At 42.9% G+C, this 21,772-nt stretch carries 19 protein-coding genes; 11 read left to right on the top strand and 8 right to left on the bottom strand.

Features of this window, described 5'->3' with window-relative positions; translation table 11 throughout:
• Positions 1-463: 463 nt before the first annotated feature.
• Positions 464-1,987 carry a thioredoxin-like domain-containing protein gene (locus H6G32_RS24820; protein ID WP_190463191.1) on the bottom strand — a complete coding sequence of 508 codons (1,524 nt, stop codon included), beginning with the start codon at positions 1,985-1,987 and terminating at the stop codon, positions 464-466.
• A gap of 37 nt (positions 1,988-2,024) precedes the next feature.
• Here H6G32_RS24820 and H6G32_RS24815 point away from each other — a divergent pair, with 37 nt between their 5' ends.
• Complete coding sequence (locus tag H6G32_RS24815) at positions 2,025-2,939, top strand: glutaminase (protein WP_190463189.1); 915 nt, start codon at positions 2,025-2,027, stop codon at positions 2,937-2,939.
• Here H6G32_RS24815 and H6G32_RS24810 read toward each other — a convergent pair.
• Positions 2,916-4,376 carry a hypothetical protein gene (locus H6G32_RS24810; RefSeq protein ID WP_190463188.1) on the bottom strand — a complete coding sequence of 487 codons (1,461 nt, stop codon included), beginning with the start codon at positions 4,374-4,376 and terminating at the stop codon, positions 2,916-2,918. The two genes, H6G32_RS24815 and H6G32_RS24810, sit on opposite strands and share 24 nt — an antisense overlap.
• 117 nt (positions 4,377-4,493) lie before the next feature.
• Positions 4,494-4,718, bottom strand: a complete 225-nt coding sequence (locus H6G32_RS24805) for a hypothetical protein (RefSeq protein WP_206757979.1) — start codon at positions 4,716-4,718, stop codon at positions 4,494-4,496.
• Between the two features lie 176 nt (positions 4,719-4,894).
• Here H6G32_RS24805 and psaA point away from each other — a divergent pair, with 176 nt between their 5' ends.
• From psaA to H6G32_RS24775, 6 genes are all read left to right on the top strand, one after another.
• Positions 4,895-7,153, top strand: a complete 2,259-nt coding sequence (gene psaA, locus H6G32_RS24800; RefSeq protein ID WP_190463184.1) for a photosystem I core protein PsaA — start codon at positions 4,895-4,897, stop codon at positions 7,151-7,153.
• Between the two features lie 119 nt (positions 7,154-7,272).
• Entirely contained in the window at positions 7,273-9,504 is a 2,232-nt protein-coding gene (gene psaB, locus H6G32_RS24795; RefSeq protein WP_190463182.1) for a photosystem I core protein PsaB, read from the top strand.
• A gap of 208 nt (positions 9,505-9,712) precedes the next feature.
• The gene (locus H6G32_RS24790; RefSeq protein ID WP_190463180.1) at positions 9,713-10,183 is read left to right on the top strand and encodes an REP-associated tyrosine transposase; all 471 of its coding nucleotides are present in this window, start codon (positions 9,713-9,715) and stop codon (positions 10,181-10,183) included.
• 214 nt (positions 10,184-10,397) lie between these two features.
• Positions 10,398-11,681, top strand: coding sequence for a ParA family protein (locus tag H6G32_RS24785; RefSeq protein ID WP_206757978.1), 1,284 nt, complete (start codon positions 10,398-10,400; stop codon positions 11,679-11,681).
• 2 nt (positions 11,682-11,683) lie between these two features.
• A complete protein-coding gene (locus H6G32_RS24780) occupies positions 11,684-12,220 on the top strand; it encodes a hypothetical protein (RefSeq protein ID WP_190463176.1) in 537 nt (178 codons plus the stop codon).
• 387 nt (positions 12,221-12,607) lie between these two features.
• A complete protein-coding gene (locus H6G32_RS24775) occupies positions 12,608-13,483 on the top strand; it encodes a DNA-methyltransferase (RefSeq protein ID WP_375539817.1) in 876 nt (291 codons plus the stop codon).
• A gap of 84 nt (positions 13,484-13,567) precedes the next feature.
• Here H6G32_RS24775 and H6G32_RS24770 read toward each other — a convergent pair whose 3' ends face one another.
• A complete protein-coding gene (locus tag H6G32_RS24770) occupies positions 13,568-13,780 on the bottom strand; it encodes a hypothetical protein (protein WP_190463174.1) in 213 nt (70 codons plus the stop codon).
• 256 nt (positions 13,781-14,036) lie between these two features.
• Here H6G32_RS24770 and H6G32_RS24765 point away from each other — a divergent pair, with 256 nt between their 5' ends.
• Entirely contained in the window at positions 14,037-14,189 is a 153-nt protein-coding gene (locus H6G32_RS24765) for a hypothetical protein (RefSeq protein WP_190463172.1), read from the top strand.
• Between the two features lie 184 nt (positions 14,190-14,373).
• Positions 14,374-15,441, top strand: coding sequence for a GDSL-type esterase/lipase family protein (locus H6G32_RS24760; protein ID WP_190463171.1), 1,068 nt, complete (start codon positions 14,374-14,376; stop codon positions 15,439-15,441).
• 82 nt (positions 15,442-15,523) lie between these two features.
• Here H6G32_RS24760 and larE read toward each other — a convergent pair whose 3' ends face one another.
• Together larE and hrmK are read right to left on the bottom strand one after the other, a co-directional pair.
• A complete protein-coding gene (larE, locus tag H6G32_RS24755) occupies positions 15,524-16,354 on the bottom strand; it encodes an ATP-dependent sacrificial sulfur transferase LarE (protein WP_190463169.1) in 831 nt (276 codons plus the stop codon).
• Positions 16,355-16,426: 72 nt separating this feature from the next.
• Positions 16,427-18,256 (bottom strand): hybrid histidine kinase/response regulator HrmK, encoded by a 1,830-nt coding sequence (gene hrmK / locus H6G32_RS24750; RefSeq protein WP_190463167.1) that lies wholly within the window; start codon positions 18,254-18,256, stop codon positions 16,427-16,429.
• A gap of 183 nt (positions 18,257-18,439) precedes the next feature.
• Between hrmK and H6G32_RS24745 the strand changes: the two genes are divergently transcribed.
• Positions 18,440-19,306, top strand: a complete 867-nt coding sequence (locus H6G32_RS24745) for a branched-chain amino acid ABC transporter permease (RefSeq protein ID WP_190463165.1) — start codon at positions 18,440-18,442, stop codon at positions 19,304-19,306.
• A gap of 21 nt (positions 19,307-19,327) precedes the next feature.
• Here the strand turns inward: H6G32_RS24745 and H6G32_RS24740 are convergent, their stop codons facing one another.
• The gene (locus H6G32_RS24740; protein ID WP_190463163.1) at positions 19,328-19,468 is read right to left on the bottom strand and encodes a photosystem I protein PsaX; all 141 of its coding nucleotides are present in this window, start codon (positions 19,466-19,468) and stop codon (positions 19,328-19,330) included.
• A 180-nt stretch (positions 19,469-19,648) separates the two neighbouring features.
• Positions 19,649-20,548, bottom strand: a complete 900-nt coding sequence (gene lipA, locus H6G32_RS24735; protein WP_190463161.1) for a lipoyl synthase — start codon at positions 20,546-20,548, stop codon at positions 19,649-19,651.
• Between the two features lie 239 nt (positions 20,549-20,787).
• Here lipA and H6G32_RS24730 point away from each other — a divergent pair, with 239 nt between their 5' ends.
• Positions 20,788-21,339, top strand: a complete 552-nt coding sequence (locus tag H6G32_RS24730; protein ID WP_190463160.1) for a response regulator — start codon at positions 20,788-20,790, stop codon at positions 21,337-21,339.
• Positions 21,340-21,772 lie beyond the last annotated feature (433 nt).

Genomic DNA, 21,772 nt, shown 5'->3' with positions numbered 1-21,772 from the left:
GGTACATCGTAAATCCTTGCCTGGCAAGACTTTGAGTTTTATTTATAAATTTTAATTTAGTGTCTAAAGTTGTCTAAAAAGCCAACTACCGCATAAAGGGAGCGGTAGAACCACTTTTGGTAAAATTCTGATTTTATTTTTGCGATAAAGTTGCCTACCAAAAAAGTTTTTTGACTAAACAAAAGAACATCATCATTAGAGTTTAAAGCAACGAATTTATTGTTCATCTCTATAATTCATTAAATTAACTTATGACAAGTAATAATTATGGGATGGTTTCACTTAATATTAGATTATTCTGCTATTTAATGAACTTTAAAACCGTATAATTACCGATAAAAATCTAGAAAAAAATTGGAAACCCAAAAAGCTCTCTCAATCACAACTTTATCAATCTTCTCTTTTTTTCCTTTCACGGTTCATTAAAAAAAATAATTTTAAAGAATCAGATAGGATGTTTATATTAACGGCATATCAGTTGGCATACACACATATTTGGCGCACATAAACCAGGAAATTGCAGCGTTGTTACCTCCAGTGTATCTAAATCTACGCGACGGATAACATGATTATTAGTATCACTAATATAGAGATATGAATCTATGGCACTCAGTCCCGATGGTTCAAAAAAACGGGTATTCTTACCTTGACCATTTTGTAAACCTGCTGAACCATCCCCCACAACAGTTTGACAATTACCTGTACTGGGATTCACTAATTTAATTTTGTGGTTGTAGGTATCTGCTACCCACAAATTATTTTTAAAATATTCAACATCTAAACAATGCTGTAATCGGACATCGAAATATTTTCCATCAATATCGCCAAAGTCAAATAAAAAACCACCACCGCAAACAGTCCGCACTTTACCAGTTTCTAGCAATTGCACACCGCGAATTGAGCTAATTTCACTATCAGCAATAAATAATTCTTTACCATCTGTAGTAATACCGCTAGGTTGAGCAAAGGCAGATTCTGTAAAGTTACCATCAACACAACCTTCTCCGCCAGTACCAGCATAGGTTTTGATGATGTGACTTTCTAAATCTAATTGCCAAATTTGATGATTTCCAGCCATTGCGATAAAAAGGATATTTTCTATTTTCTCTAAATCCCAAGGAGAATTTATTGCTGTTTCTAATGCAGCACCGCTGTGAGGACGAGTATTATGGCTTTGCTCACCAGTACCCGCAATAGTTTCTACTACTTGACGCTTGATATCTACTCGTCGCAAGGCATGATTTTCTGTATCAGCAACATAGAGAATTTGATTTTCGGCATCATAAGCCATTCCTTGGGGTGCAGAAAACTGTGCTTCCCTAAAGTCACCATCGGTAAAGCCAGATTTTCCCGTACCAATTATATGGAAAACTTCGCCGTCTAAGCTACTCATAACTAAGCGGTGATGTCCAGAGTCAGCAATAAACAAACCTGCTGGTGTCGCTAGAACTTTACCAGGAAAAGCTAGAGGTGTGATTAATGGCTGACGCTGTTTTTCTAAAGTTAGGCTAAGTTCTCGGAAATTAATCGTTCCTTTTTCTCGGTGTTCATGAATCAGTTTTTCAATCAGTTGGTCTAAAACGTCACGATGTCCTTCACCAGAGAAATAGTTAACTACATAAGTTTGGGGGTCAATTACCATTAAGGTAGGCCAAGCGCGGACAGCATACTCTTGCCAGACTCGAAAATTAATATCAACTAAAACTGGGTGTTCGATGTTATAGCGCAGGATAGCTTGGCGGATATTTTCGGTTTCCTTTTCGTTGTCAAATTTGGCAGAATGGACGCCGATAACGGTGAGACTGTCTTGATATTTCTGTTCAAGATATTTTAAGTCTGGCAGGATGTGCAGACAGTTGATGCAGCAGTATGTCCAGAAATCCAAAATTACGACTCTGCCTTTGAGTTGTTTTAGAGACAAGGGTATTTCGGTGTTAAGCCAAGGGTAATTTTGCGGTAGTTCTGGTGCTCTAACACGGGGAATCATGAGGTATTCTTGAGATTTCCTGAGAGGTGTAACACTTTTGAAAGGACTTGAAGCAATAACTACTAGGGAGTTATCAGCTTGGGTACAGCTAGCCACAACCCAGGTATTGCCAGGAAAATTTCCTCTACATATCCCGCGCTTGGCTTTGGCTAACCCTGATTTGTTTGCGGTTCACATCTGCTGTGAATCTAGAAAAAGTTACAGCCAAGGAGATACGATTTCTGTATTTCCACTGATGAGCGTGATTAAGCCATTTTCTCTACTCTATCTGCTGGAACTTCTGGGAGCCGAAACTGTTTTGCAGTGGGTTGGCGTTGAACCGTCGGATGCTCCTTTCAATTCTCTAGAGCAACTGGTAGCAGATGGTGGACATCCCCGCAATCCCATGATTAATAGTGGGGCAATTACTTTGGCTGATAAATTACCAGGAAATGATGCTAGTGATAAGACTCTGTTATTTTGTCAATGGCTAAATAAATCCGCTGGCTGTCATCTCAGGTTAGATGAGGCGATGCTAGCTTCAGTCCGCTCGATACCCTCAAGAGCTAATCAAGCGATCGCTAATTATCTTAGCGAAAAAGGATATCTGAAAAATCTTGCTATAGCCATTGACACCTATGAGCAAATATGCTGTTTATCTGGGACAGTAAAAGATTTAGCCCTTTTGGGAAAACTTTTAGCTTGTAAAAATAATTTTTTAAACTCACAACATCGGCGGATTGTCAATGATGTGATGTTAACTTGTGGATTATACGAAGCTTCTGCCCAATTTGCTCTCAGGATTGGTCTACCGATGAAATCAGGCATTAGTGGGGGATTATTAGCGATCGTACCAAATCAAGGTGCGATCGCCTGCTATAGTCCTGCCTTAGATACTGTCGGTAATCCTGTAGCTGGGCTAACCTTTGTCGAAGCTTTATCCCAAGAATTACAGTTGAGTATTTTTGGATAATTTCTCTTGGACTTCCCCCCTTGGCTTTTCCGGTGCTGCTGGTGCAGGTGACTCTATCGCCTGCGATTCCCGTTTTTCAGGTAAGTTAGCAGCCGGGGGTGTTGGCGACTCTATTGGCTGTGCTGCTGGTGCAGGTGACTCTATCGCCTGCGATTCCCGTTTTTCAGGTAATTCAGTAGCCGGGGGTGTTGGCGACTCTATTGGCTGCGATTCCCGTTTTTCAGGTAATTCAGTAGCCGGGGGTGCAGGCGACTCTATGGGCTGCGATTCCCGTTTTTCAGGTAATTCAGTAGCCGGGGGTGTTGGCTTTACCTCCGGTTGTTTTAGCTTCGTGGGTTGAGTGTTGGGTATTTCTCGAACTTTAGGTTCCCGAATCGGCTCTTTTTCTTTCTTAGGCTGTGGCGTCGGTGTTTTTTCAACCTTAGGAGTTACCCTAGGGCTGGGTGTGGGTTCAGTAACCGGAGTCTTGGTAGTGTAATTTGAATCTACAATACCGCGCACCTCATCAGCTTTGAGTTCCCCTCTGACAATTCTCGCCAGAGTATCTTTACCATTTGGCTGGTAAGTAATTAGTCTGACTGTACTGTTGAAGGCATTTTTTACAGGGTTTCCCTGGTTATCGAGAAACTCCAGTTTTAACCAGTTCTTCCCAGGTTTGAAGCCTTTGAGATAAACTGCTTGCCATCTGTCGAGAACAAAACTTTCACCATTAATCGTCCAGCGGATACGCCAATCACTAATTTCGTCCTTAGGGTTGTCTTTAGCAACTATGTGTAGAGGAGCATTAGTCAGGTAAAAGTCCAGCAGAATTGGTTCTGCTCCATAATTATCTTTAGGTCGGCTGTAGGTGAGCAGGGGCAAACTGGGAGCGGGGTTATTCTCGTCGGTTTTAGTAAAAATGTGAAATGTTGTCTGGGCGTAAGCGCCTTCGTTTTTAAAGCTTTCATGCCAAGGACGAGAAGCAAAAACCCGTAGAGTATGAGTACCGGGTGGCAAGTCTGGCAAAACTAGGGGCTGATTTAGGTCGTAAACAGCTATATAGGGTTGATTATCGAGAATTACGTGGAGATGGGGGCCTAGCTGCCATTGCGGGTCTTTGAATATTGGTAAGTCCTTAACTTGCAAGCCAACTTTAACTGTGTTGTCTTGTAGGACTTCATCGGATTGTGGAGTAATTATTTTGACCTGTGGCTGATACACTTCCAAGGTGGGCCGCAGTTCTTGGATAACTTCTGGTGGAGAAACTTCCGAAAATTGCTGGGAAATTTGAGAATTTTTAGCAGGTTTTTCTCCGTAGCTAAGGGATACTTCTTGACTACCCGCTTTCTCTCCACAACTGCTTAAACCCAAGACTAGCAAGAATGTTATGACCCACCTGAAGATCGGTAAACTCTTAGGAAAGAGTTTCTCTAATGCTTTCTTTTGCCAAGAGTTCATGGCTTCCACCCAGTGATATTCTTCAACAACTGACAGATTATTTTGGCTTAAACTGTCCCTAGGGAACTATAGCCCAAAAGCTGAAATCTGCCTCACATCCCCTGATTTTGCCTGGATCTATTTAGAGAGATTTTTTAAATTTAGTAATATTTTTGACATTTTTTTTGCCAGCGGCAGTTTAAAGGTGACAGCAACAGCTAAAATAGCAGCCTCATCAAGCAAGCCCAGGGTCAAACCATAAGTTTTACGAATTGTTATACTTTGTAAATTAAATGAAGAATCTATTGACTTTTGGAAAAATACTTTGAAGTTAAAAGGCAGATAAGACAAGAAATCTGGCAATTTTGAATTATTGTTAAATTGTCTCCAACAATGTACAAGTCTTGACTCTATAATTCAACGAGAAACAACTATCCGCACAGCGTCTTCTCGCACCTCCAGGAAAATCCTGTAGGCTGCGACCAAGTTCATTTTGTGGTATTCATGATTCTTCAGTCCTTATCTAAAAAGGAGGTCGAATGACGATTAGTCCTCCGGAGCGAGAGGAAAAGAAGGCAAGAGTCATCGTTGACAATGATCCAGTACCAACCTCATTTGAAAAATGGGCGCAGCCGGGACATTTCGACAGATCCTTAGCCAAAGGTCCAAAAACCACCACCTGGATTTGGAACCTACACGCACTCGCCCACGATTTTGATACACATACAAGCGATTTAGAAGATATATCCCGCAAGATATTCTCAGCCCACTTTGGTCACTTATCCATAGTGTTCATTTGGTTGAGCGGGATGTTATTCCATGGCGCGAAGTTCTCCAACTACGAAGCTTGGTTGAGCGACCCATTGAACGTTAAGCCCAGCGCTCAAGTGGTTTGGCCCATTGTGGGACAAGACATTTTGAACGGCGATGTTGGTGGCGGTTTCCACGGCATTCAAATCACTTCTGGCTTGTTCCAAGTATGGCGCGGCTGGGGTATTACAAACTCATTCCAGCTGTACGTAACTGCCATTGGCGGTTTGGTAATGGCAGCTTTAATGTTGTTTGCCGGCTGGTTCCACTACCACAAACGCGCTCCTAAACTGGAATGGTTCCAGAATGTGGAGTCAATGCTGAATCACCACTTGTCAGTATTGTTGGGTTGTGGTTCCTTGGGATGGACAGGTCACTTGATTCACGTGTCCGCACCAGTCAACAAGCTTTTGGATGCAGGCGTTGCCGCTAAGGACATACCCTTGCCCCACGAGTTCATCCTGAACAAAGACTTGTTAACAGAACTGTACCCTAGCTTTGCTAACGGTTTAACACCTTTCTTCACTTTGAATTGGGGTCAGTATGCTGACTTCCTAACTTTCAAAGGCGGTCTAAACCCGGTAACAGGCGGCTTGTGGATGACGGATATTGCCCATCACCATTTGGCGATCGCAGTTTTGTTCATCATTGCTGGTCACATGTACCGCACCAACTGGGGTATTGGTCACAGCATCAAGGAAATTCTAGAGAACCACAAAGGACCATTCACTGGTGAAGGTCACAAAGGTCTCTACGAAAACCTGACCACATCTTGGCACGCTCAATTGGCTACTAACCTGGCCTTCTTGGGTTCGTTGACCATCATCGTCGCGCACCACATGTACGCGATGCCTCCCTACCCATACTTGGCAACCGACTACGCGACTCAGCTGTGTATATTCACTCACCATATGTGGATTGGCGGCTTCTGTATCGTAGGTGGTGCGGCTCACGCAGCCATCTTCATGGTGCGGGATTATGATCCAGTTGTGAACCAAAACAACGTATTGGATCGGGTGATTCGTCACCGTGATGCTATCATCTCTCATCTGAACTGGGTGTCTATTTTCCTTGGCTTCCATAGCTTTGGGCTTTACATCCACAACGATACAATGCGTGCCTTGGGTCGTCCCCAAGATATGTTCTCTGACAGTGCAATTCAGTTGCAACCAGTATTTGCTCAGTGGGTACAAAACCTGCACACACTGGCCCCTGGTGGTACAGCTCCCAACGCCTTAGAACCAGTTAGCTATGCCTTTGGCGGCGGTATCTTAGCTGTAGGTGGCAAAGTGGCGATGATGCCCATAGCTTTGGGTACAGCGGACTTCCTAGTTCACCATATTCACGCCTTCACCATTCACGTTACTGTCCTCATCCTGCTCAAGGGTGTGTTATTTGCCCGCAGTTCTCGTCTGATTCCAGATAAGGCTAACCTGGGCTTCCGCTTCCCTTGCGACGGGCCTGGTCGTGGCGGCACCTGTCAAGTATCTGGTTGGGATCACGTGTTCCTTGGGCTTTTCTGGATGTACAACTCCTTGTCAATTGTGATTTTCCACTTCAGCTGGAAGATGCAATCTGATGTTTGGGGAACAGTAGATTCAGATGGTGTTGTGTCTCACATCACCGGTGGTAACTTTGCCGAAAGTGCCATCACAATCAACGGCTGGTTGCGTGACTTCTTGTGGGCACAAGCTGCACAAGTAATCAACTCCTACGGAAGTGCGCTGTCTGCCTATGGACTGCTTTTCTTAGGCGCTCACTTTGTTTGGGCATTCAGCTTAATGTTCCTGTTCAGTGGTCGCGGCTATTGGCAAGAACTGATTGAGTCCATTGTTTGGGCTCATAATAAACTGAAAGTAGCACCAGCAATTCAGCCTCGCGCTCTGAGCATCATTCAGGGTCGGGCTGTAGGCGTAGCTCATTATCTCCTAGGAGGTATTGCTACCACCTGGGCATTCTTCCACGCACATATCCTTTCAGTAGGATAGCAACCAGTAGACTTTTGGATTTTGGATGAGATATTTGAGATATAATCCAAAATCCAAAATCCAAAATCTAAAATTTCGCTGATACCTGATGGCTAAAGGTCAGAGGATTCATCAAACCTATGGCAACAAAATTTCCCAAATTTAGCCAGGATCTCGCACAGGACCCGACTACTCGTCGGATATGGTATGCGATCGCCACAGGCAACGACTTTGAAAGCCACGATGGCATGACGGAAGAAAATCTTTACCAAAAGATTTTCGCTACGCACTTCGGTCACTTGGCAATCATCTTCCTGTGGGCTTCCAGCCTCCTGTTCCACGTAGCCTGGCAAGGTAACTTTGAACAGTGGATTAAAGATCCCCTTCACATCCGCCCCATCGCCCACGCGATCTGGGATCCCCACTTCGGTCAGCCTGCGATTGAAGCTTTTACCCAAGCTGGCGCTAGCAACCCGGTAAACATCGCTTACTCTGGTGTTTATCACTGGTGGTATACGATTGGGATGCGGACAAACACGGAACTGTACACTGGCTCCTTGGGACTGCTGTTATTGGCAGCAGTGTTCTTATTTGCTGGTTGGCTGCATTTGCAACCCAAGTTTCGTCCCAGCCTCTCTTGGTTTAAGAGTGCTGAACCCCGCCTAAACCACCACCTAGCTGGTCTGTTTGGCGTTAGCTCTCTAGCTTGGGCTGGTCACTTAATTCACGTTGCTATCCCCGAATCTCGCGGACAGCATGTGGGTTGGGATAACTTCCTCACCACCCTGCCCCACCCAGCAGGCTTGACACCCTTCTTTACCGGTAACTGGGGTGTTTACGCTGCTAACCCTGACACTGCTGGTCATGTGTTCAGTACTTCTCAAGGTTCAGGAACAGCGATTCTGACTTTCTTGGGTGGCTTCCATCCTCAGACAGAATCCCTGTGGCTGACCGATATGGCTCACCACCACTTGGCGATCGCTGTTATCTTCATCATCGCCGGTCACATGTACCGGACTAACTTCGGGATTGGTCACAGCATCAAAGAAATGCTGAACTCCAAATCCGGTTTAGTACCTGGTAGCAAGAGTGAAGGTCAGTTCAACCTGCCTCACCAAGGTCTTTACGACACCATTAACAACTCGCTGCACTTCCAACTGTCACTAGCTTTGGCAGCTCTGGGAACCATCACTTCTTTGGTGGCGCAGCACATGTACGCTCTGCCTCCTTACGCATTTATTGCTAAGGACTATACAACACAGGCAGCGTTGTACACACACCACCAGTATATTGCTGGCTTCTTGATGGTTGGTGCTTTTGCCCACGCCGCCATCTTCTGGGTACGTGACTACGACCCCGAACAAAACAAAGGCAACGTACTCGACCGCGTGCTGAAGCACAAAGAAGCGATCATCTCCCACCTCAGCTGGGTATCTCTCTTCTTGGGTTTCCACACCCTCGGTTTGTATGTACACAACGACGTAGTTGTTGCTTTCGGTACTCCTGAAAAGCAAATCTTGATTGAGCCGGTATTTGCCCAGTTCATCCAAGCTGCTCACGGTAAAGTACTCTACGGCTTAGACACCTTGCTGTCTAACCCCGATAGCATCGCTTACACAGCCTATCCTAACTACGGTAACGTTTGGCTAGGTGGCTGGTTGGAGGCCATTAACTCTGGCACCAACTCCCTCTTCTTAACAATTGGCCCTGGCGACTTCCTGGTACACCATGCTTTCGCTTTGGCTATTCACACCACCACCTTAGTACTTGTTAAAGGTGCTTTGGATGCCCGTGGTTCTAAGCTGATGCCCGATAAAAAGGACTTCGGTTACGCCTTCCCTTGCGACGGCCCCGGTCGTGGCGGTACTTGTGATATCTCCGCTTGGGACTCCTTCTACCTCTCCATGTTCTGGATGTTAAACACCATTGGTTGGGTAACCTTCTACTGGCACTGGAAGCATCTAGGTATTTGGCAAGGTAACGTTGCTCAGTTCAACGAAAACTCAACCTACCTGATGGGCTGGTTCCGTGATTATCTATGGGCTAACTCGGCTCAGTTGATTAACGGCTACAACCCCTACGGCGTGAATAATCTGTCTGTCTGGGCTTGGATGTTCCTCTTCGGACACCTAGTTTGGGCGACTGGCTTCATGTTCCTCATCTCTTGGAGAGGTTACTGGCAAGAGTTGATTGAAACTCTTGTTTGGGCACACGAACGTACTCCTCTGGCTAACCTGGTTCGCTGGAAGGACAAGCCCGTTGCTCTGTCTATCGTTCAAGCTCGTGTAGTTGGTCTAGCTCACTTCACTGTTGGCTACATCGTCACCTACGCGGCGTTCTTGATTGCCTCCACTGCTGGTAAGTTCGGTTGAGCCGGCTACTAGTTTTGTAGGTGAATAATTAAAATCCCCCACCTCACGGCAGGGGATTTTTTTGTTTGGGCGGGCTGTCTGGCCCACCCCACAAGAGAAGATACAAAAAGGTGGAATTTTTTGTTTCGAGGATGGGAAATATAAAGAGGGGGAGTAGGCATCTTACCTACCCCACAATAGAAACAAGAGAAATAGCTTTGTATAGAAAATGCAAGAGCCAAGGTTGAAAATTTACCAGAGAACATTGCCTCATTGGGAGTTGGATGGGGCAACTTATTTTATTACCTTTAATACTTGGGAAAAGTTAGAACTTAGCCCAGAAGCAAGGGAAATAGTTTTTAATTCTTGTTTATTTTTCAATAAAAAAAGATATCAAATATTTGTCTTTGTTGTGATGTCAGATCATGTTCATCTGCTAATTCAGCCGTTGTTGAAGTCAGAAAATGAGTATTGGTCACTCAGTAGCATTTTGAATAGTATCAAAGGTTATAGTTCCAAACAGATTCCCAAGGTGATGAAACATAGAGGAATAGTTTGGCAAGATGAGCGACATGACCATATTGTGAGAAATGAGCAAGAGTTTCAAGCATATTGGGAATATATCAGACAAAATCCTGTAAAAGCGGCCCTGTCATCAAATCCAGAAAATTACCCTTTCTTCTGGCAAACCTCAGAATAATCCCACTGATTACATCCTCTCTTGTGGGGTGGGCATCTTGCCCGCCCTTGTTTCTATGATTCACATTTGAAATTGGCGGTGTAAAAAAAGCTTGTCATGTACTTTATTATGGTATGAATATAAACATGATGTTTGCTTAATTATGCCTGGACTATCTTCAGAGTGGAACAATGAGGCTTATGTCTCTCTACATCTAGTGCAAGAAATGCTAAGTATGGCGGGTTTACCCCGTAGAAGTAGCTATTCTCATTGGTATCCAGAGTTTAAGGTAAAAGTCCCAAAAATAACTGCAAATGGTTTTGTAAAAGAAACTAAAAAGGAAGTTGATTTTTTAATAGAAGACTTGGGTAGGTATATAAATTTTTTGGTTGAGGTTAAAACTGCTGATACTCGCATTGATAATGATGCTCGTGTTCAGTTAGAAACTTATCTCAAATACTCAAATACAAGATTTGGCGTATTGATTGATCCTTACTTAGTTGAGATATATCAGTATAAAGAATTGCAGTTCAGCTTAGTCTCTGAACACACTATACAAAATCCAAGCCAAGTTCAACCTGTAGCAGATTTTCTGAAAAGTTTCTTGGAAAAGATTAAAATGCGTACAATTGCAATTTATACAACAAAAGGTGGAGTAGGGAAAACAACTCTAGTTGTGAATCTTGCCTATGAATTAGCAACTCAAGGTAACCGAGTTTTAGTGATTGATTTAGATGATCAAGCCAATGCTAGTTTATCCTTGGGAGTTAACAAAGCTGAAGAATTTGATAATGCTTCTAGTTTGGAAGAATTTGAAGAAATTATACAATCTTTTGAGGAGAGAAAAGAAGTATTCGAGTTTATAACAAACTATAAACTCCCAAGTTTTAATTATAAAGATTATATATATTCTTCAAAACTGAACAATATCCTCAATCAAACTAACAGTTATGGAAAAGTTGACATTTTACCAAGCAGCTTTAAAACTAGGAATGTGGAAAATTTACCACTAGGTCACTTACCTCAAAAGTTTTTAGACAAAGCACTAAGGCAATCAGGTATAGCTCAAGATTATGATTATGCAATTATTGATACTCCTCCGAGTTCTACTCTTTCTGTCATTAACGGATTATATGCAGCCCAATATGTAGTTATACCTTCACAAATGGAATATTTTTCTGTATATGGAATCATCAACCCCATTTCTTTTACTAAAACTGTGAGAGAAGAAGCAGAAAATCGAGCTTTTATACTTGGAATAGTTCCAATGATGACTGAAAGCAAAGTTATACTGCATAGCAATATGAAAAAAATAGTAGCTCAGAGATATCCTCATTTGAGAATTTTTCAAGAAATAAAAAGAGCTATTGCGGTTGGAAAAGCATCGCAAGATCGCTTACCATTGTCTTTATATGCAGAACAAAATACTGGAGCAGGGGATGTAAAAAAACAGTTTTCTATTTTAACTAAAGAAATTCTCTCGGAAATACATAAACGTGAAAATTCTATAGGAAGGTAAAAATGGTTAAGTTGTACAAAGGGATTGAAAATCAACCTATTTTCCTGGTTTTAAATGAAATAGAAGTAGGTCAAGAAACGTCTGGTATTTCAAAATCTGTTCTTCAAAAAATTTCTAACAATCTAAAAACCTTTGGTTGTAACTTCTCTCTACCCATAGTTTGTATAACAGATGAAGAAGACAAATATCACTTGTTAACAGGATTACCAATTTATGAAGCAGCCCTAATGGCTGGAATAGATAGAATTTGGGTATTCCTGATTGCAGCAAATCAACCAGATGCAGAAAAATTTATAGAGCAGGCACTTTTGCAGTCAAAGCTAAATGATAGAGTGATTGAGCCTGAACATATGAAAGATTTCTTAGAATTTCTCAATAATACAAAATCGGATCTAACTCAAATACCAGGGGTTAAAGATGGATATGCAAAGCTAATTTTGGGTAAACGTCCTTATACTTCTCAAGAAGATATGCAGAAGAAGCTAGGTGCTAAACGGTCTTTAAATTGGCTTAAAGCACATAAGCAAAAGAACAGTTAAAGTTCTAGCAATAATTTTTGACTTCATAAGGTTAGTCAAGGGAGAAACTACACATTCCTTGATTAATCTGTTTCAAATTTCACTTATATAATTAGGGCGGGCAAGATGCCCACCCCACAAGATATAGCAGTCCTAAATCATTTGTGAACACAAAGATACCCGACTTCTCTAAGAAGTCGGGTATCTGACTCACTTTATGTTCACAAATCAAATAGGATTGCTATAGTATAATTTATCTATTAGATATTCCTAATCAAAAAAGCCAACGGACTAAAATTAACTTAGTTATCAGCAACACATACTTAATCCTCTATCCTTCGCGTTACTCTGCGCTTCCCTCAGTGTTCCTCTGCGTTAAAATAAAAACTCTGAATAGAAAACAAAATAATAAATTTGACCCCCTATTACACCCAGCAGCACGGAAAAGCATATTTAGGTGATAGCCTAGAACTAATTAAATTTATTGCAGATAACAGTATTAACCTCATCCTCACCTCACCACCATTTGCATTAACGCGGAAAAAAGCATACGGTAACGAAACTGAGGAAAAATATATCGAGTGGTTTCTACCTTTTGCTTACGAATTCAAACGAGTTCTAGCTGAAAATGGCTCATTAGTTTTAGATTTAGGGGGCGCTTATCTTCCTGGAAATCCGGTGCGGAGTATCTACCAATATGAGCTTTTAGTTAGGCTGTGTAAGGAAGTTGGCTTTTTTCTGGCGCAAGAATTCTATCACTATAACCCTGCTAGATTACCTACCCCTGCTGAGTGGGTGACAATTAGACGTATTCGCGTTAAGGATTCAGTGAATGTTGTTTGGTGGTTATCTAAAACACCGCATCCTAAAGCAGATAATAGAAAAGTTTTAAAACCCTATAGCCAGAGCATGCAAAAATTACTCAAAAATGGCTATACCGCAAAAATTCGTCCTAGTGGACACGATATTTCTGATAAATTCCAAAAAGATAACCAAGGAGCAATTCCGCCAAATTTGCTGGAACTTGCCAATACTGAATCAAATAGCGCTTATTTTCGTGGCTGTAAAGAAGCAGGAATTAAGCCACATCCAGCACGTTTTCCGAAGGGTTTCGCTGAGTTTTTTATTAAATTTTTGACCGATGAAGGTGATACGGTTTTAGATGCCTTTGCAGGTTCCAATACAACCGGCTTTGTAGCTGAAACTTTACAACGTCAATGGATATCTTTTGAACTGAATGAGCATTATGTTAAGGGAAGTATTTATCGATTTAGTCAAGAGTAAAGACGAGATTATTCGCGCCTCTACCCTTGTCATTAGTTAATGCTTTTACTTTGGACTTTTGACTTTGGATGTCTGAAAACGAATTTATATTTCACCATTAACCTGCATTTGATGAACTTTATCCGCTAAGTCTTGACGACCTTGATCATCTAGCTTATCAATTGCTAACATCCCCATGAGAATAACCTCTTTTAGGGTTAAACGTGTCGAATGTGCCTGTTTTTGCACAATCTCCTTAATAATTGGACTGACACCGATTGCTGTACTAGCTCTAGCCACAGAAGAAGAGGGAAACATAAATGACTTCGCCTAAATCTTAGCACTTTCAACCAGGTTCTTCTATATAACTAGAATTTAACTTCGATTTAGTCTAGTAATATTTTATACGTTAAAATCAGGCAAATCACTCCTGATGACAGATGATCAAAGCTACGCTTGCCCCTATTCTTCTAGAAGTTCCACCAAATATTTAATCATCATCTAAAGGTACAAGCTAACTTATGGATAGCCTTGACATGATCTCTTGGTTGAAGCATGAGGAATTCTCGAACAGATGAAGTTGCTTCCTAATTTCGCCATCGCTATGCGGGTGTTCCGTGCCATCCCATTTACCCTGACTCAGTTATCCCCAGAGGTTGCAGGTATTACCACCCTAGTTGCCAAGCGATCGCCTGCCGTAAATCAGCTAGATCCCCACGGTAGTTAGCAACTTCAAAGATAGAAAATCCCCTGGCAAAAGCCTGTAAATAGTCAATCTAATCCCATTACTTAGCTTTACAAACACCAATAGTGTAAATGAAAATAATAATTTGACGGAAGTAAAATTTTCCTGAATCCAGTATTAATTGGTTGGATTGAGGAAGAGCAGTGAGTAGAGGAGAGATTAAACGATGCGGGAACCTTATCTGTTGGCAGCAGGGTTGTTAACAGGATTGGCAATACCAACATCGGCTCTTCCACAGCTGACGAGTAACCTGCCAGAAAATTCTAGATCCCTGTGGGATTTAAAACAGGGTTCGCAGCCAACAGTAAGTGAGAAAATTATCCCCAGTGTTGACGTCTCTTTACCAGAATTCAGCAACCAAGCTTTGTCAGCGCTAGAGGGTTCGCAGCCAACAGTAGCTAAGAACATCATCCCCAGCGGTGACATCTCTTTACCAAAATTTAGCAACCAAGTTTTACTAGGGCTAAAAAATTCATTACTCAACTCCAGTTATCCAGAAGCTAACCGCACTCTGGCATCTGGAAGTCAACTTTACTATCAAAGATTAGCGTCGCTGAAAACAGGTCAGATTTTTACACGTGTGGATGATGATAACTTACAGTCAATGTGGGAGTCAGCCAACAAACATCAACTAACTTATGGAGATTGGAAGAGTTTATTAGCCTTGGAAGCCAAAGCTCTGGCTCAAGGACAAGGTGAAAATCGTCTAAGCATCTTAGTTGGTGATTCTTTGAGCATGTGGTTTCCTAGGGAAAAACTTCCTGCTGGTAAATTGTGGCTGAATCAAGGCATATCTGGAGATACTTCCAGTGGTGTCTTCAAAAGATTAACGGCATTTTCAGCAACGCGGCCGGATGTGATTTATCTAATGGTTGGTATTAACGACTTAAGAAATGGTGCTAGTGATGAGGCAATTTTGCGTAATCATCGCCGGATTATTCACCGATTACGCCGGAATCACCCAAGCGGCCAGATAATTGTCCAATCTATTTTGCCAACTCGCCTGAAGACAATTTCCAACAGTCGCATTCGTCATCTCAATGCCCAAATTGCCTTGGTTGCTAAACAAGAAGGAGCTAATTATCTAGATATCCATCATTGGTTTACAGACGTTGAAGGCAATTTAAGCCCAAATTTGACTACAGATGGATTGCATCTGTCGCCAAATGGGTATCATGTTTGGCAATCAGCACTACAGCAGATAGAAGTCAAACTCGCTGGGCGGCAAAATTGAGTGATGGCATTTTTTTTAATCGTGCATAACATTTGGGGCATAGGGATAATTCCCAATCCTCTATCCCCTAACATTTCCCAATTTATGGTTTAACACCCAAGGCTTCCTGATTTAAAACCTGATTTAACTTACCGCTACGATAACCTTCTAAATCTAGGGTGACGTAGATAAATCCGAAATTCTGAAATGCAGACACTACAGCGGATAAATCCGTAGTTATCACAAAATCTTTAATTTGTGCTGGTGGCAATTCAATGCGTGCTGTTTCCCCTTCCGAACGTACCCGCAAATTTTCAAACCCCAGCTTTCGCAGATAAATTTCTGCCCTTCCCACTCGTTGTAACTTGGCTATGGTAATTTCTTCATGATATGGGAAGCGGGAACTGAGACAAGGTTGGGCGGGTTTATCCCACCAAGGTAAACCGAGTTGTTGTGAAAGTTGACGGACTTCAGCTTTGGTGACGCTAACTTCTGCTAAAGGCGATCGCGCACCTCTTTCCTTAGCCGCCTGTATTCCTGGGCGATAATCGTGTAAATCATCAGCATTTACCCCATCCACCACGTAGGGATAATCCAACTCCAAAGCCAAAGGTTTGAGAGTGTCGTGCAATTCACTTTTGCAAAAATAGCAACGGTTAACCGGGTTAGAAGTGTAATTGGGATTGTCCATTTCATGAGTCTGGACGACTTTATGCTCAATCCCAATAGTTGCGGCTTGAATTTTGGCGTCTTCCAACTCTTCTGGTAATAGCGAAGGAGAAACAGCAGTTACAGCCAAAGCGCGATCGCCCAACACATCATAAGCAATCTTGGCCACCAAGGTGCTATCAACGCCCCCAGAGTAGGCAATCAAAGCCTGCTCCATTTCTCTAAATAAAGCTTTTAGTTGCTCCAGTTTTTCTGTCAGCATCATTCTTCCATCCTACCAAAACCCTAAACCACCCAACAACTTCTATTTTAGGCGTTGGTCATTACCCATTACCCATTACCCATTACCCAAAAGTGGTTTACTATACTTTGCCACCAGACTTGCTAAAAGTGGTAAATCAATGGGTTTAGAAATATAGTCATTGACACCAGCCGCCAGACAAGTTTCGCGATCGCCTTTCATCGCCATTGCTGTTTGGGCAATAATCGGTATCTTCTGATATTGCTGATGCGATCGCAGTTGTTGCACCAAGTTAAGACCATTGGCATCCGGCAGGGTTACATCCATTAAAATCACTGCCGGTTCTATCTGTTTTAGAGTTACCCACATTTGGGCAGCAGTCTTTACCCAACTTACCTGATATCCTAATTTACCTAGATAAATTCCCATCAACTCGGCATTGGGTGCGTTATCTTCCACCAACAAAATCTCTTGAGAAACGCTAGGAGTGATCGGATTTTCTGAGATCGGGGAATAACTTTCTGCCAATCTTCCTAGCTGCTGATCTTCCACTTCTGCCAAAACTTCCCCAATTGGCTGGAGGGGTAGTGCGATGGTAAAACGCGACCCGTTACCAATTTCTGATTCCACTTCCAAAGAACCACCATGAATTTCAGCAAGCTTCCGAGTCACTACTAACCCTAAACCAGTACCTTCATTGCGACCAGCTACGGGGTTAATAATCTGGTGATAAGGTTGAAACAATTGAGCTTGGTCTTCTTGGGCTATACCAGTGCCAGTGTCCCAAACCGTAAAATGTAGAAATATCCCTTTGGGGACAACTTGTAAGCCAACGCTGCCTTTACTAGTAAACTTGAGAGCATTGAAGAGTAAATTCAACAGCATCTGCTTGAGTCGCAAGGGGTCGGCTACTAAGGTTGTGACATTGGGGTCTACGAATAGACGTAGTTGCAAACCCCTATTAGCGGCTTTCTCTTTGACTAAAGCTAAAACATTGCGACACAAAACTGGCACATCCACTATTTCCCACTGCACTTCCAGTTGGTTTGCCTCAATTTTGGAGAGATCCAAAATATCATTAATCAGACCAAGGAGATGTTTACCACTGGATTGGATAATTTTTAAATACTCTTGGTGGCGTTCTCTGGTTGGATCGTAGCCTTGGGCTAAGAGCAGGTGGGTAAATCCAATAATCGAACTAAGTGGGGTGCGGATTTCGTGACTGGTGTTTGCCAGAAATTGATTTTTGAGTTGATTAGTGCGCTCCAGTTCCTGATTAGAGCTACCTAAATTTTGAGACCTTTGCTGCAAAGATTGTATTTGCTTCAGATGTGCCAAGGATTTAACACACTGCTGGGCTGTTCTTGTCACCAATTGCGCTCTAAGTTGAGCTTGTAATGCTTTGAATGAGTTGCCATTAGACCGAATACGTGTTGTAGCAATAATTAGCCAGCCGATAACACCGTTAGCATCCTCGACTAAACGCCAAGCACTCTGCGGTTGTTGTTTTTCCATCTGCTGCAAATCTTCAAGTGTGATCACCTCTTTTAATTTCAACCACAGCTTTTTTCCCGTTTTGGGCATCACGAACAGCAGTTGACGTTGTGAGCGTCTGGATGGAGAACCGGAAACATAACAAATTTCGCCAACTGTTTCTTGTGGTGGAAACAGAGCGATAGCCACCCTACTGGCGCTTAAAGCACTATTGAGTTCGTTCACCACAGTTTGGAAAATTTCTGCTTCTGTGGTTGTTGCCTGTGAAATCGTGGTAAAAGCAGAAAACAGACAATCACTAAGGCGACTTTGCAACTGATTCAAGCTGCTTTCCAGCCACAACTCGGCACGAATTTGCTGGATTGTTTTCAAAAGAGTTGGCGTTGCATCTATGGGTGAGTTCTGTTCTGGTAAGCTTGAAGACTGCTGCATGGCCAACTAGACCGCTGAACAAGTTTAGGTTCGCATAAAAAGGCGAACATGATTCTATGTATATTAACGCAGGAATCTTTTTTATTGATAAACCATAACTGATAGTGTCGATTGTAACGGCTAATCGAAAAATTTTTGAAGGAAATCACACACTTAAAAATTTCTTAATAGCAACTTCAAACTATGGATGCACAACTCGCTCAATTAATCGTTAACGGAATTGCTGTGGGGAGCATTATTGCCCTAGCAGCAGTCGGACTCACCCTTACTTATGGAATTTTACGGTTGTCTAATTTTGCCCACGGAGATTTTCTAACTTTGGGAGCATATCTCACCTTCTTAGTAAATACCATTGGGTTAAATATTTGGCTGTCGATGATTCTGGCGGCAGCCGGAACTGTAGGCGCAATGCTGTTGGCAGAAAAATTGCTGTGGTCAAGAATGCGGTCTATCCGCGCTACTTCCACGACACTGATTATTATCTCCATTGGACTTGCCTTATTCCTTCGCAATGGCATTATTTTACTCTGGGGGGGGAAAAACCAGAACTATAATCTACCCGTTACCCCTGCCTTAGATTTTTGGGGATTAAAAGTCCCGCAAAATCAATTATTGGTGCTGGGCTTGGCAGTGCTGGCAATCTTAGGGCTACACTACCTGCTACAAAACACCAAAATCGGTAAGGCGATGCGAGCAGTTGCTGATGATTTGGATTTAGCCAGAGTTTCTGGCATCAATGTGGACAAGGTAATTTTCTGGACTTGGCTAATTGCCGGCACTTTCACGTCTTTGGGCGGCAGTATGTATGGGTTGATTACAGCTGTGCGACCGAATATGGGCTGGTTTTTGATTTTGCCCTTGTTTGCCTCTGTAATTCTTGGGGGAATTGGTAACCCCTACGGTGCGATCGCCGCCGCTTTTATCATTGGCATTGCCCAGGAAATCAGTACACCTTGGCTGGGTTCCCAGTATAAACAAGGTATCGCCCTATTGATGATGATTTTGGTGCTGCTCATTCGTCCCAAAGGTTTATTCAAAGGCACAATTTGAGCAGCACCACTCCACATCTAACTAGTCAATGATGTGGAAATAATAGGCTGCTACCAAGAAGTTGATAGCCAACAGCAGCAATGCCCAACCTGTGCGAAAGGGGTAGGGAGGTTTAGCTCCAGTTTCCACAACAGCTGAATTCTTCTTGCTTTTAGCAGTCATAAGCGGTTCACCTAAATTTCAGGACTTTTTAAGAAATACCAAACAGGCGTGCCAATTGCCCAAATTCTTTAAAAATGTTTGTGTGGTGTTGAGGACTCTTTACTCTTTACTGGGGATAATAGCCAATACCCAATCCCCATGAACCCTAATCCCCAGAGGAGTCTGGGAGTTCCCCAATCCCTAATCACCAGCGTGGTAGGAACTGCGAACCAAAGGAGCAGAACGGACGTGGCTAAATCCCATCTCCAATGCTACCCTGCCCAGTTGAGCAAATTCCTCTGGTGTCCAGTATTTTTGCACTGGTAGATGTTCTAAGGAAGGACGCATATACTGACCAATCGTCAGGCGATCGCACCCCACAGCCCTCAGATCCGCCATTGTGGCGATTACTTCTTCGAGACTTTCTCCGTGTCCCAGCATCAAACCTGATTTAGTGGGAATAGTCGGGTCAATTTCTTTGACTACAGCCAGCACCCGCAGTGAGCGATCATACTTTGCTCCCCGACGCACTGGGTTAGTTAACCGCCGCACTGTCTCAATGTTATGGTTGAAACAAGCCGGCTTGGCAGTGACAATCATTGCTATCCGCTCGTATTGACCTGCTTCACCTACACCCGCACCACCCCAAAAATCTGGTGTCAGCACTTCAATTTGAGTTTCTGGATGCGATCGGCGGATAGTCTCCATCGTCTTTACAAAGTGGACTGCTCCCCCATCAGGCAAATCATCACGGGCTACAGAAGTTAACACTACATAACGCAGTCCCAAAAGCTGTACCGCCTCTGCCACTTTTTGCGGTTCTTCTTGGTCAAGAGGCATCGGTGCATGACCTTTATCTACTTGACAAAAAGCACAAGAACGCGTGCAAGTCGGGCCCATAAGTAAGAAAGTAGCAGTTTTTTGGGCATAGCACTCACCCCGGTTAGGACAGCGTCCTTCTTCGCAAATCGTGTGAATTTGGCGCTGCTTAATGATACGTTGTACGGCAGAGAGTTCACTGGCTTTAGCAATGGGGCGGCGCAACCACCCAGGCATTGCCGTAATTTCCGATCTGAGTTCGGCTTTTTGTGACAAAGTCATAAACATCCAAGCAAGATGCAAAGATATAGTAGGACAGATTCAAGAGTCCCTGGAATCACCATGACACAAATTGGTAAGAACGCAAGCAGAAGTTTCACAAAACACCTCCAGCATTCTCATTTATACCGGGACTATACTCTCCCCCAAATAAGATAAATTTTGGATATAGTAGGAGAATTCTTAAGGTCAATCGGCAAATCCGCCATCTACACTTAAAGTTTCTGGTAGAGCAATCAGTCGTGGCAAGTAACAAAATTTTAGTTATCGATGACACTACAGTTGTCAGGGTAAAAGTACGAGAAATGTTGCCTCCGGGCAATTTCGAGGTATTGGAAGCAAAAGACGGTTTGGAAGGATACAATCTCATCCGTCAGGAAAAACTCAGCCTGATCATGTTAGATTTCCTGTTACCTAAAATGAGTGGCTGGGAAGTTTTCCAGCAAATTCAAGCCCAACCGGAGTTAAGCAAAATTCCCTTGGTGCTCATGTCTGGTCGAAAAGAAGAGGTAACAGAGAAACTCCAAGAACCCTTTGAATATTTTGAATTTCTCGGCAAGCCTTTTGACCAGAAGCAACTAATTGGCGCAATTCAGTCAGCGATGAAAAAGGCTAAACTGCCGCGCCCCTCTGCCGCAGTCGCTGCCGCTACCACTAACAACGGCCCAGGAGCAGCTTCCTCGGCAGAAATTAATTTACTGAATGAAAAAATTGTCAAGATGCAGGCAGAAATTGATGGTTTAAAGAAACAGCTAACTCAGGTTGTGACCTTTATTAAACAGAAAATCAAGTAGTATTTTCGCTCTCTATTATCCTTACCGACCAAAATACCCCGTCTAGCAAAGCAGCCCTAGACCTACCAAACCTGCCGGAGTGTACTCTTTAACTAAAGGGAACGGCAGGCTTTTTTGTTTTTAGACCTAAGAGTGTCAAGTTATTTGCAGTTAGATAATGGCAATATTAAACGATATTGCTTACAAGAAACAGACGGGAGTTTGAAAGCCCCGGAGGAACAGGCGCACAGCGCCATACTCCGTACTTCAGACCGGGGATGAAAAACGACTCGGTAGGCTTTAGCCTACCTGTAATATATCTGTAATTTCAGGTAGAGTATCAAGCAATTCCTCTACAACTTGGGTAATAGTTGTATCTTTTTTTGCAGCATACAACCGCAGTTTATTCATTCTGCGTTCGGTAATTCTAATGTGTAATTCTTTTTTTGTCATA

Source organism: Cylindrospermum sp. FACHB-282 (assembly GCF_014697195.1).
GTDB lineage: Bacteria > Cyanobacteriota > Cyanobacteriia > Cyanobacteriales > Nostocaceae > Cylindrospermum.
Note: the sequence above shows the minus strand (reverse complement) of the source record. Positions and strands in the feature narration are given on the sequence as shown.

What these genes read in the sequence shown, in the direction of transcription:
- H6G32_RS24820 (WP_190463191.1), bottom strand. Translation starts at nt 1,987, where the DNA reads ATGATTCCCCGTGTTAGAGCACCAGAACTACCGCAAAATTACCCTTGG.
- H6G32_RS24810 (WP_190463188.1), bottom strand. Translation starts at nt 4,376, where the DNA reads ATGAACTCTTGGCAAAAGAAAGCATTAGAGAAACTCTTTCCTAAGAGT.
- psaA (WP_190463184.1), top strand. Translation starts at nt 4,895, where the DNA reads ATGACGATTAGTCCTCCGGAGCGAGAGGAAAAGAAGGCAAGAGTCATC.
- psaB (WP_190463182.1), top strand. Translation starts at nt 7,273, where the DNA reads ATGGCAACAAAATTTCCCAAATTTAGCCAGGATCTCGCACAGGACCCG.
- H6G32_RS24790 (WP_190463180.1), top strand. Translation starts at nt 9,713, where the DNA reads ATGCAAGAGCCAAGGTTGAAAATTTACCAGAGAACATTGCCTCATTGG.
- H6G32_RS24785 (WP_206757978.1), top strand. Translation starts at nt 10,398, where the DNA reads ATGGCGGGTTTACCCCGTAGAAGTAGCTATTCTCATTGGTATCCAGAG.
- H6G32_RS24780 (WP_190463176.1), top strand. Translation starts at nt 11,684, where the DNA reads ATGGTTAAGTTGTACAAAGGGATTGAAAATCAACCTATTTTCCTGGTT.
- H6G32_RS24770 (WP_190463174.1), bottom strand. Translation starts at nt 13,780, where the DNA reads ATGTTTCCCTCTTCTTCTGTGGCTAGAGCTAGTACAGCAATCGGTGTC.
- H6G32_RS24765 (WP_190463172.1), top strand. Translation starts at nt 14,037, where the DNA reads ATGAAGTTGCTTCCTAATTTCGCCATCGCTATGCGGGTGTTCCGTGCC.
- H6G32_RS24760 (WP_190463171.1), top strand. Translation starts at nt 14,374, where the DNA reads ATGCGGGAACCTTATCTGTTGGCAGCAGGGTTGTTAACAGGATTGGCA.
- larE (WP_190463169.1), bottom strand. Translation starts at nt 16,354, where the DNA reads ATGATGCTGACAGAAAAACTGGAGCAACTAAAAGCTTTATTTAGAGAA.
- hrmK (WP_190463167.1), bottom strand. Translation starts at nt 18,256, where the DNA reads ATGCAGCAGTCTTCAAGCTTACCAGAACAGAACTCACCCATAGATGCA.
- H6G32_RS24745 (WP_190463165.1), top strand. Translation starts at nt 18,440, where the DNA reads ATGGATGCACAACTCGCTCAATTAATCGTTAACGGAATTGCTGTGGGG.
- H6G32_RS24740 (WP_190463163.1), bottom strand. Translation starts at nt 19,468, where the DNA reads ATGACTGCTAAAAGCAAGAAGAATTCAGCTGTTGTGGAAACTGGAGCT.
- lipA (WP_190463161.1), bottom strand. Translation starts at nt 20,548, where the DNA reads ATGACTTTGTCACAAAAAGCCGAACTCAGATCGGAAATTACGGCAATG.